The sequence below is a fragment of the Caballeronia choica genome, from assembly GCF_001544535.1.
GTDB lineage: Bacteria > Pseudomonadota > Gammaproteobacteria > Burkholderiales > Burkholderiaceae > Caballeronia > Caballeronia choica.
This window is the reverse complement of sequence record NZ_FCON02000285.1, coordinates 1-5384: the sequence shown is the minus strand read 5'-3', so window position 1 is coordinate 5384 and position 5384 is coordinate 1. Positions and strand designations below refer to the sequence as shown.

At 56.9% G+C, this 5384-nt stretch carries 3 protein-coding genes and 1 pseudogene; all 4 read right to left on the bottom strand.

The annotated features are described in order from the left end of the window. Positions 1 to 106, bottom strand: a pseudogene (locus AWB68_RS50345) (IS630-like element ISCARN39 family transposase); the annotation flags it as partial. A gap of 404 nt (positions 107 to 510) precedes the next feature. Further along, positions 511 to 1002, bottom strand: a complete 492-nt coding sequence (locus AWB68_RS42390; RefSeq protein WP_235028818.1) for a Fis family transcriptional regulator — start codon at positions 1000 to 1002, stop codon at positions 511 to 513. Positions 1003 to 1152: 150 nt separating this feature from the next. Further along, a complete protein-coding gene (locus tag AWB68_RS42385) occupies positions 1153 to 2508 on the bottom strand; it encodes a dicarboxylate/amino acid:cation symporter (RefSeq protein ID WP_087650097.1) in 1356 nt (451 codons plus the stop codon). Positions 2509 to 3482: 974 nt separating this feature from the next. Then, positions 3483 to 5114, bottom strand: a complete 1632-nt coding sequence (locus AWB68_RS42380) for an NAD-dependent malic enzyme (RefSeq protein ID WP_087650096.1) — start codon at positions 5112 to 5114, stop codon at positions 3483 to 3485. Between the last annotated feature and the right edge of the window lie 270 nt (positions 5115 to 5384).

The following is a 5384-nucleotide window of genomic DNA, read 5'->3' as shown; positions in this document are numbered from 1 at the left end:
CTACCCCGACGGCCAACGCCACTTCGGCTGGCCGCTTGCCCGCCAACAGCATCCGACCAGCTCGCAAGCGCTTCTTCGTTGCGTCGTCTAACGGCTTCTTTGCCACGGCATGCGTCTCCAATCAGTCCACTGGAGATATAACGCACCGGAGCCGAATCAGTTGTCATGTTTTTTGCAACTCTCAATAGTTAGCAGCGTGACGAGAATCCGACAGCCGGATGCGTCGATCGGGTAACCGATCGCGGTCGCTACGTCAGTCATTTCGATTTCCCGTTTAACGACCATGTCTACCGAACAATCCGACAACTACGCATAGCTTGCCCCGATGCGCGCCATTCGATAGATCTTTGCACGATCTTCCATCGCACGGGCCCGGTGAGATTGGTCAACACGGCATCTCGCGCGATTCCCATGCATGGCCCGTTGGACACGCAACGCTCAAGTTCAGCGGTCGCGACTTCGAATCTTCGAACGTCGTTTCAAAGTGGGCGGCCGGTCAGCTCTAGCATCTCACTTCGAATACATCGGTGGACGCAGACAAACGCCAGAACCTTTTGGGCCGTTCTCCGTCGCGCTAAAAATCTTTTTGAGGCTTTCATTTGCCACCTTGAATTCCTCAAGGGGCACCGTGGCAAGTTGCTGATCGAACACTGTGAGAATTTCGCCGAGGATTGCGCAAGCTTGCTCGTCCGCCATCCAGACACCCGTTTCAAGGCCTGCCCGGCGGCAGCGCAGGATCGTCTCCTTCGCCTCACGAAACAATCCTGCACACCCGCTTGCATCGCTTGCCTGACTAACAAGCATCGCCGTGTAAGTGACTTGTGCCATGCTTCCGAGATGGTATTCATCGCCATGACCGCTGCGTAGGACTTCCAGTGTCAGATGATAGTCAAGCGCGACTTCGCTCGCTAACTTTGGTGCCATTGGCTGCATCATCGACTTTGAACGCGATATGGGCAACATCGCCGCAGCCTGACCACGCGTGGCTCTTTTCCTATCCATGTACATTCGATCCAAAAGCCGACGCGAGAATGTCCTTGCCCTGCTCGCGTCGAGTTACGGCACTGACGACCGCCCTTAGCTACCCGGTGTCAGTCGCTGCTCAGGCCGCATCCGTTGCGGCCTGAGCCACGCCTGGCGGTTCACGGCCGCTCACTCACTACCCGAGGGGGCGCCCGGCACCGCGGCGACAGGCATCCTTTCGTCTTTCTGGTCCCACACCTTTTCGGGCTCGTCCGCCTCCTCCGGAGTCTCGTGATCCAGGACGCTACGCATCTTGATTTCATCGAGTTCATTGGTCCATTTGGCAACCACCAATGTAGCCACGGCGTTACCGATGAAATTGGTTAGCGCGCGCGCTTCGGACATGAACCGGTCGATGCCTAGAATGAGCGCCAGCCCCGCAACCGGTACATGTCCGACGGCGGACAGTGTTGCCGCAAGCACGATGAACCCGCTGCCCGTGACACCGGCGGCGCCTTTGGAGGTCAACAGCAATACGGCCAGCAAGGTAAGCTGGTGGGTCAGGTCCAGTGGCGTGTTCGTTGCCTGCGCGATGAAAATGGCCGCCAGGGTGAGGTAGATCGATGTGCCATCGAGGTTGAAGGAATAGCCGGTAGGAATGACCAGCCCAACCACCGATTTTTTCGCGCCGAGATTTTCCAGCTTTACCATCACCCGCGGCAGCGCCGCTTCGGATGACGACGTGCCAAGCACGATAAACAACTCTTCCTTCAGATACTTGATTAGCTTCCACACACTGAAACCATGGAAGCGGGCAATGAGTCCGAGCACGACAAAGATGAAGAGCAGGCAGGTGACGTAGAACGTGGCCATCAGCTTGCCAAGCGAGAGCATGCTGCCGATACCGTATTTACCAATGGTGAAGGCCATTGCGCCAAACGCCCCGATCGGCGCTACCTTCATGATGATACCGACAATCCCGAAAAACACATGGGAGATCTTCTCGACAAAATCGAATACCAACGTGCCCCTACCGCCGAATGCGTGCAAGGCGAATCCGAACATGAGCGCGAACAGCAGAACCTGCAATATCTCCCCCTTGGCGAACGCGTCGACCACGGTCGATGGAATGATGTTCATCAAAAACTCGGTAGTGCTCTCCATCTTGCGCGCGCCGGTCACCATCGACACTGCCTTCGCGTCCAACGTCGCGGGATCCACGTTCATTCCGGCGCCGGGTTGCGCCAGGTTGACGATCAACAGCCCGACGAGCAAAGCAATGCCGCTGACGATTTCGAAATAGAGCAAAGCCAGTCCACCGGTCTTGCCCACCTTCTTCATATCTTCCATGCCCGCAATACCGATGACGACGGTGCAGAAGATAATGGGCGCGATGATCATCTTGATCAGCTTGATGAAGGCGTCGCCGAGCGGCTTCATCGCCTCTCCCCAGTGCGGCGCGAAAAAGCCGACCAGGACACCGATGACAATGGCGACAATCACCTGGAAATAAAGCGACCTGTACAGCGGTTTGCCTGCGGCCATTTGACCCCCCCCACAGCCATCTCGTTTGTTAACCAAGCCCTCGTACGGTAGCGCAATCTGCCGGATCGCCAGCGTGACAAGGCGCCCGCGCCCCTCTCCCACCCGCCGCAAAACGTTTTCAAGCCTCGAAACGTCGTCTGCGCGACGACGCTAACTTGCGACGCCGGACCGCAGTCATGGTTCCTTCGAAGGACTGCATCTCCCGCACGTATTCGTGGAGTCTCCCAAGTCACCTTTGGCGATTGTGAAACAATCGCCAGGTTGTAGTCGCAGCCGTGGGCTCGATCAAGCCACTTTGCCACGATTTGGTGCGACCGGATCAGAATACTAACGCCTTCATGTGGGGCACACTACACGCATGGCGACCACGCGGAGCAACGATACGCCCAGAGCATATGGGTCAGACTGAGGCGAGACTATATTCTCTGTTCTAAATGCTACACAGGCTACGCTTCGCGGCAGTCCGCGACAACAGGACAAACCCGTGCGTGGAATGCATCGGACAGTTTCGCTGGACCATAGGCGGCCGCCGCGGCAACGGAAAGGCGAGAACGACTTCGACAGAGAACAGCACTGAGCGTGGACGGGAAACTGCAAGCAGCCGCTGACTATTTGCGGCTTACGCGGCTAGTCCCGCGCCACGGCGGACTGTTTCGCATCAGCTCACGGCTGGCGGTGGCTGGCAAGCGCCCAGTATCCGGGCCATGGACCGGATACTCACATCACATCTCCCAGCCGTAGGCTTTTGCGATGGCCAGGCGTCCTTCAGGTGGGAGTTGCCGATACGAAGTCGTGTCGGGCATCGCGACACCCTATACGAGACGGGGTGCTGCACTTCGCTTACAAGGCCGTCGCGTTTTCAATACACCTAGACCAAGCTTTAGACTGTGTGTCCTGACGGCGCCGCCCGTTCCCTCCAAGCAGGAAGGGGCAGATCCGCCGCCTGCGGTTTCCTTTCCCCTGAGTCCTACACATCAAAGTTCCGTATAAGAAGGCGAATAAGCCGCCGCCTTCATATGCTCAATGAGATTTTGCGGCTTCTCGATCCGCGCGAGATTATGATCAAAAATATACTCAGCCACCGACGCCGCCACATGCATCGACGCTTCGTAGATTTTGCTCTGCGGTGGATAGATCAGGCCTTTCTCGAGGCTTTCGTCACTAACCTGCTCGGCTACGGCCTTCGCTGCAACGATGAACATCTCATCGGTTACGCGGGTTGCTTCCGTCGCGAAGACCGCCATACCCATCGCGGGAAAAATGTAGACATTGTTGCCCTGCCCTGGAACGAAGGTCGTCCCCTCTAGCTCGACCGGCGCGAACGGACTTCCACTCGCGAAAATGGCCTTGCCCTTCGACCATCGATACGCCTCTTCAGCGGTGCACTCGGAACGCGATGTCGGATTCGAGTACGGGAAGATGATCGGCCGTTCATTAATGGCGCTCATGGCTTCGATCACCCGTTGGTTGAAAAGTTTGGGTACCGTGCTCACGCCGATAATCCCCGTTGGCTTCAACGCCTCGATAGCGTCCGAGAACGACGAAACCGGTTGGTGGTCGATGGCAAAAACCTTCTGAAAGTCGGCGAGGTCGGTTCGGGAGGAGACCAACAGACCGTTGACATCAAAGAGATTATTTCGCTTGCGTGCCGTGTTGATATCCATGCCCTCAATCGCCATGGCCTGACTGATCAACTCGGCGATACCCGTCGCCGCGGAGCCGCCGCCAAGAAACAGGAATCGCTGGTCCGTAAGCTTCTGCTTCGAGATGCGCAACGCGGCATAAATCCCCGCGAGCGCGACTGCCGCAGTGCCCTGAATATCATCGTTGTAGGTGCAAGTCTTGTCTTTGAAGCGTGCAAGCAGCGGGACCGCGTTGAAGTTCGCGAAGTCTTCCCACTGGATGCAGCATTTCGGATAAGCCGCCTGAACCGCTTGCACGAACTCATTGACAAACGCGTGGTAATCATCTCCGCGAACGCGATCCTGACGAAGGCCGAGATAGAGCGGGTCATCGACAAGCGTAGCGTTGTTCGTGCCCACATCAAGCATGACAGGCAAGCAGTGTTGGGGCGGAACGCCCGCGCAAGCTGTGTATAGCGCGAGCTTTCCGATAGGAATGCCCATGCCGCCTACGCCAAGGTCGCCCAGTCCAAGAATGCGTTCGCCGTCCGTCACTACAATAAACCGAACGTCCTTCTCAGGCCAGTTCGCAAGCAACTCATTTACGCGACCCCGCGCACTTATCGGAATATAAAGGCCCCGTGTCGCCCGGAAAACGTGATTGAATTTCTGACATGCCTCGCCGACCGTTGGCGTGTACACCACCGGCATGAACGTCGCGGGATCGGACATTAGCACCGCATAAAAGAGCGTCTCGTTGCGCGCCTGCAGGTCCGATAAGAGCAGATATTTTTGCAGGTCATTGTCGAGATGAGACAGTTCCGCATGCGTCCGTGCGACTTGCAGTTCAAGCGAGCTGACCCCCGGCGGAAGCAAACCCTCCAGATGATGTTTCTCGCGTTCAGCTTGCGTAAACGCGGAGCCATGATTGAGGCGGGGATTGTGGATGAGGTCGTAGCCGGACGGTTTGAGCGGATTTGACACGGTCGTTTCCCTTTTCGGATAAGGTGAAAAACATATGGTGACTCGGTCAGCGTGAGACTAACTGTAAATGTTTGTATGCCATGCATACAGGTAGTTAGCCACGCCGTCATACGCACGATGTTGCTGACTTGGGACGTCGCCGACCATGTTAGAACAGTTCGATCGGCACTTCCGTTGTACCGGCTCGGATTGGCTGGACACGGGTTTGCAACTCAGGCGGCCTCTTTCATGGTGGCTGCGTGACGGGCTTCATGGGGTGACATAAAGCCC